Origin of the sequence: Alicyclobacillus suci, from assembly GCF_017329615.1 — a bacterium.
GTDB lineage: Bacteria > Bacillota > Bacilli > Alicyclobacillales > Alicyclobacillaceae > Alicyclobacillus > Alicyclobacillus suci.
In genome coordinates this window covers 1-5,113 of the sequence record NZ_JAFMTW010000084.1, presented here as the reverse complement: position 1 = coordinate 5,113, position 5,113 = coordinate 1, and the positions used below count along the sequence as shown (strand labels likewise).

The window sequence follows — 5,113 nt, the reverse complement described above, 5'->3', positions numbered from 1 at the left end:
CTGCCCGCCCCGCCAGCCTAAGCGCGGCCACATGCAAAGCGCTGTGCAGGGCGCAGCAACACGCACTCAGCCACACGCCCCGGGGCGCCCGCCTAACAAAAAAGACCGCCCATCTCGGACGGTCCCCATTGACCATGCTGAAATTGCTATATGGGCTTCGCTTCGCGTGCGGACGCGACGTCACCCAAGTGCCCCACTGCCGCCCAGGCCAAAGCGCCCGTCAGGTGCCAAGCACCCAAGCACCCAAGCACCCAAGCACCCAAGCACCAAGTCAGGCACCATGCGTCAAATCGCGCACCGCGACCCTGGACGGCATCCAGCCGCCCCGACCAGCGCCTAGCCACGCAAGCCATGCTCCGGCCCGGCCAGCGCCAAAGCGCCATGCCTCCGGCCGGCCCCCGACCGAATCAGCCCGCTGATTCGGCGCGCAAAGGGATGGTTTCCTCGTCGTCGTAGCGCTCGATTTTTGCGCCGATGGCTTGGAACTTGCCGACGAGGTTGTCGTAGCCCCTGTCGATGTGGTGCAGGCCGTGTACTTCTGTGAGGCCATCGGCCATCAAGCCGGCGATGACGAGCGCAGCACCAGCGCGCAAGTCAGTCGACGTGACGCGAGCGCCGGATAGGCGATCAACGCCATCGACCACCGCTGTACGACCTTCGATGTGAATGTTCGCGCCCATCCGTTGGAGCTCGGCCACGTGCATGAAGCGGTTCTCGAAGACGGTCTCCGTAACCGTGCTCGTGCCCGAAGCGACCGTGAGGGCCGCGAGCATCTGAGCCTGCATATCCGTCGGGTAGGACGGATAATAGTGCGTCTTCACGTCGAGCGGACGCATGCGGCCAGATTCGCAAGGCCAGACCTTGATGCCGTCGACCCTGTCCTCGATTTGGGCGCCTGCCTCTTCGAGTTTCGCGATAAGCGACATGATGTGCTGCGACACCGCATTTTCAACATACAGGCCGTTGCCCATCAAGGCGCCTGCCACCAGGAACGTGCCCGCCTCGATTCTATCCGGAATCACAGAGTGAGATGCCCCGTGCATCACGTCGACGCCGTCAATGCGGATGATATCCGTGCCCGCACCGCGGACGCGGGCGCCCATGGCGTTGAGGTAATTGGCGAGATCGACATTTTCAGGCTCCTTCGCCGCATTCTCAATGACGGTCTGCCCCTCTGCCAACGCCGCCGCCATCATGATGTTCTGCGTCGCGCCGACACTTGGGATATCGAGATAAATGCGCGCCCCGCGCAAGCCGCCCGCAGGCGCCTTGAGGTGGACAAAACCGTTCTCCACCGTCGCCTTGGCACCCATCGCCTCAAGTCCCTTGATGTGCAAATCAACTGGGCGCGGCCCAATGTTGCAGCCGCCGGGCAATGCGATGCTCGCCTCGCCAAAGCGCGCCAAAAGCGGACCTGCCACAACAAACGAGGCTCGCATGCGGCGAACGAGATCGTACGGAGGCGTCACACTGTGGATATTCTGTGCGTTGATGCGGACACCGCCGCGCTTCCACTCGACGACTGCGCCGAGCGCCGCCACGGTATTCGCCATATTTTCCACATCTAAGAGATGCGGGACTTCATCAATTTCGCTGATGCCTTCTGCTGCGAGCAGGCTTGCAGCCAATATCGGTAAGACGGCGTTCTTTGCACCGCTCACGCGGACGGACCCTTCCAGCCGATGCCCGCCTTCGATAAGTATTCTTGCCATTCCGTAACCTCCGCTCAAGTCTCAGGACTCCTCGTCACGAAGCGTTACGTGGACGTGTCGCCTAGTACGTAGTGGTTATGATTGGTGTTCCGACCAAGACGTCAGTTCTATGATGGTATGTATCGTCATGAACCGCTACTTGAACGTCCATGCGCTTCCCATTCGTATCAATGTACGTCAACGGGTCTGCGGAATACCCCGATAGACTGGTCTCCAGTTGCGTGCGCAGCGCCTCCACCGTCGTCGCATGAACGCTCGCAAGCGCCGTCGATGCAATGGCGTTCGCCTGCGCTTCGTCCGTCTCAGTCGGTAGCGTCCCAGTCAGGTACGCGCTCATCTGCGGCGTCCCCTGCACTGCAGCCACCATCTGTTCCACCGTGTCGTACTGCTGGGCAAACAAATTCATCCCCGCTGCCGTGCCGAGCGCGGTGACCGTTAGCACCGATTCATCGCCGGTGCTCGTCGTCTGCTGCGAGGCCTGCTCTCCCTGGAGACTGGTCAAAACCATGCGTACATCTGTGGATCCCGACCAAGTCCCGTCCACTTGATAAAACGTTTCATTTTGTTCGGACCGAGTAGTTACTTTCGCGTTCGTTAAATCAAATTCCTGCTCCAACTGGCTCGCGATGGTTTCCAATTGTTTCTCCGTGTGGTATTCGTCATCCAGCACGGTCCAATCGTGAATCGCGTATCCCGTCGGTGTCGCCTTCGTCGCTGACATCGCCGTCTGCAAATAGTTCAACTGCCGGACCCCGTCCGACGCAGCCGACGTCGTGTCAACCGGCTGACTCATCGTCGATGCCTGAACGGTCGATCCCGACGGACTATGCACAAGGCAAGCACCTATGGCAACCAAAACACCCGCCCATCCGAACTGTTTGACCCTTCGCTTGATCCGGCGATTTCTGAGTCGAGCCATTCGCTTCTGTGCGCTAGTTTGTGCCATTTGTACTGCCTCCATCCAACCGTAAGATTTGTCGCGCTTCGCGTTCTCGCGAATCTCGCGTTTCTATCAACAGGTTGGACAGATTGAAGGCCGTTTATACCGACTTCATACTACGATTTACTAGTTTCACTCGTCTAGTAGCCAATTGCCGCGCTCGAGTGACCCACACTGCTGTACCATCATACAATTACGACCCCGGCCCCCGAAGAACGGGGGTCGTCTGTGCGCCCATTCGACAAAATGTGACGCACACGTGCGCGCACGACGGCCACACGATGGCGCTAAAGTGCGCGCACAAACATCATAGCACCAAGTAACAAGAGTGCCACAAGAACTGCAACAATGCCCCCGAGAAGCGCAAGGAAGAATCGAAGCATCTGAACCTGCGAACTCAACGGCTGGTTCACAAACTTATCCCATTTGACCGCACCAAGGGCCCACCAGGCAGCAACCAGCCCCAAAAAGAAAAACAGCAATGTCACGGTGCCGTCAACGCCCAGTGTCAACGGGGTATTTGCCGCTGTGTTCGTCACGCCCAGTTCACCTCATCAACCATCCGTTTCCCATCCACTGGAATCACCCGTTACAGTCCTCCTATAGAACTGCTTGACTGCGCCTGAACGCCATCACGACAGCGCCCAACATCAGCAAGCCGGCGACGGCGACAATCGCAATCTGCCAGCTTGACGCGATCACGACAGGCCATACCAACCAAACGTAAAAACCGCCCGACAGCCCAAGAATTGCAGCAATCCGCAACGGCATCCCCGTCGTTGACGCCCACGGTCGCGGCTGTACAAACCTCGGTGCAAGTGCAACCGTGGCAATGGCCAAGAGGGATCCGATAAACCATACCCAAATCAGCCACATCGGACCATGCCAGGAAGCGCTTGTGACCTGATAGTGAATCTCGCTCAATTGTACCGTGTGAAGTACATGCCACGCTACCCACGTCGGCAGAGTTTGTAAAATTGTCGCGATCGCCAAGGCAACCGATCCCACAACCCTCACCTCAAGCGCCCGCACGCCCTCCCGAAGCGTCGCCCGCCACACAACATATATGGCACCGAGCACGGCAATGGCCACCCCGACAAACGCCTGCCCCAAAGACGGCGCCAAAATCAAGATGGACAGCCCGAACGTCACCCACGCCATCAACAGCGCCTCGTCGTGCGCCACCTCGGTCACATCAGCCGCAGACGCAGCCCGCCACCTCCACCCCATCCAGAGCGCACAGAGCACATACAGAATCAGCGTGATGATGGAGGTCGCCAGACCGACCCGAAAACCTTCATAGTGCTGCAGCCCGAACAACGAAAACAGGTATGTCTCCGTCTCCCCATGACTGAACAGCACACCTATCAACCCTAGGAGCGCAGCAATGCTCGATACCGCATAGAGACACGTAGACAATGAATAAGACACCCGCGACGGGGTTCGAGGACCAGAAATAACAAGAAACACAAGTCCAGAAAGTGACAACAGGGACGACAACCAAATCCAAGAAGTCAAACCAATCCTCCTTACGGTGGGTGGTATCAACGTCGGGTTACAAAGCCTGCCTGGAGGCGCACGAACGACACGGCACCCGATGCGAACAGGCAGCGGCGACAGATTTCCGATTTCCGCCGGGAGCCAAACCGAGGACGGGCACCACTAGTGTATGAGCCTCCTCAGACATTATGAAGCATCTGCTAAGTATGCCCAAATCAACCCGCCCTGTCCATCGCGATGACCCATGCCAAATCTTCTATGCTGCTGGAATCACCTGAATAAAGTAAATACCTAACTTATCATGATGTCCAGTCGCCGGGGCGGCGGGCGGCGGGCGGCGGCGGGCGTGGGTGAGCCGCGGCGGTGAGGGCTTGGCACGCAGGCCACCGGCTGGATGCCAGGCGCTTAAGGGCGAAAAAGTGCCTTATTCCGCTGGCCTAGCCGCACAAGTGTGAATTAAGGCAACTGACGTGCCTTAATCCGCGTCATGATGCGGATTTTGGGGTTTATCCGGGCAAATAAAGTAAAATTCCTGCCCTATATCGGCCATTCTCCCCGCCATCGCGCAAATAGGGCAGATAATGTGCCTTATCACGCCATGCACGCACGGGACTGAGGGCTTGGCGCCAGCCACCGGAGCCGCTTCTCGTCAATCGCGCCACACAACACACCCCGATCCGCGCCCACATCGGCCACCCGGGTACATTAAGGTCGAATTTCTACCTTATTCTCTGCCTTTCCGGCCGTCGGCACTGATTAAGGCACGTAAAATGTCTTAATGCGCTCATCCTGGCCGTATTCCCGGTAGATCCGGGCAAATAAGGTAGAAATTCTGCGCTATATCGCCCGATCCGCCCGTCTCGACACAAATAGCGCAGATAATGTGCCTTATTGCCACCGTCTCCATCGCCAGCCGCCCAGGCCCCCTGCCGACGTGGGTAGCGTGGCATGTACTTCACAC

The 5,113-nt window shown here is 58.4% G+C and carries 5 protein-coding genes; all 5 read right to left on the bottom strand.

What is annotated here, in order from left to right; all coding sequences use genetic code 11:
* Positions 1-146: 146 nt before the first annotated feature.
* Positions 147-344: a hypothetical protein gene (locus J3482_RS19400; protein WP_206922986.1), complete on the bottom strand. Its 198-nt coding sequence runs from the start codon at positions 342-344 to the stop codon at positions 147-149.
* 63 nt (positions 345-407) lie between these two features.
* Positions 408-1,712, bottom strand: a complete 1,305-nt coding sequence (gene murA, locus J3482_RS19395) for a UDP-N-acetylglucosamine 1-carboxyvinyltransferase (RefSeq protein ID WP_021296841.1) — start codon at positions 1,710-1,712, stop codon at positions 408-410.
* A gap of 61 nt (positions 1,713-1,773) precedes the next feature.
* The gene (locus tag J3482_RS19390; protein WP_236018400.1) at positions 1,774-2,658 is read right to left on the bottom strand and encodes a YwmB family TATA-box binding protein; all 885 of its coding nucleotides are present in this window, start codon (positions 2,656-2,658) and stop codon (positions 1,774-1,776) included.
* A gap of 281 nt (positions 2,659-2,939) precedes the next feature.
* Positions 2,940-3,191 (bottom strand): DUF1146 family protein, encoded by a 252-nt coding sequence (locus J3482_RS19385; protein ID WP_021296839.1) that lies wholly within the window; start codon positions 3,189-3,191, stop codon positions 2,940-2,942.
* Positions 3,192-3,252: 61 nt separating this feature from the next.
* On the bottom strand, positions 3,253-4,170 hold the full coding sequence (locus J3482_RS19380; RefSeq protein WP_021296838.1) for a hypothetical protein: 918 nt from the start codon (positions 4,168-4,170) through the stop codon (positions 3,253-3,255).
* Positions 4,171-5,113 lie beyond the last annotated feature (943 nt).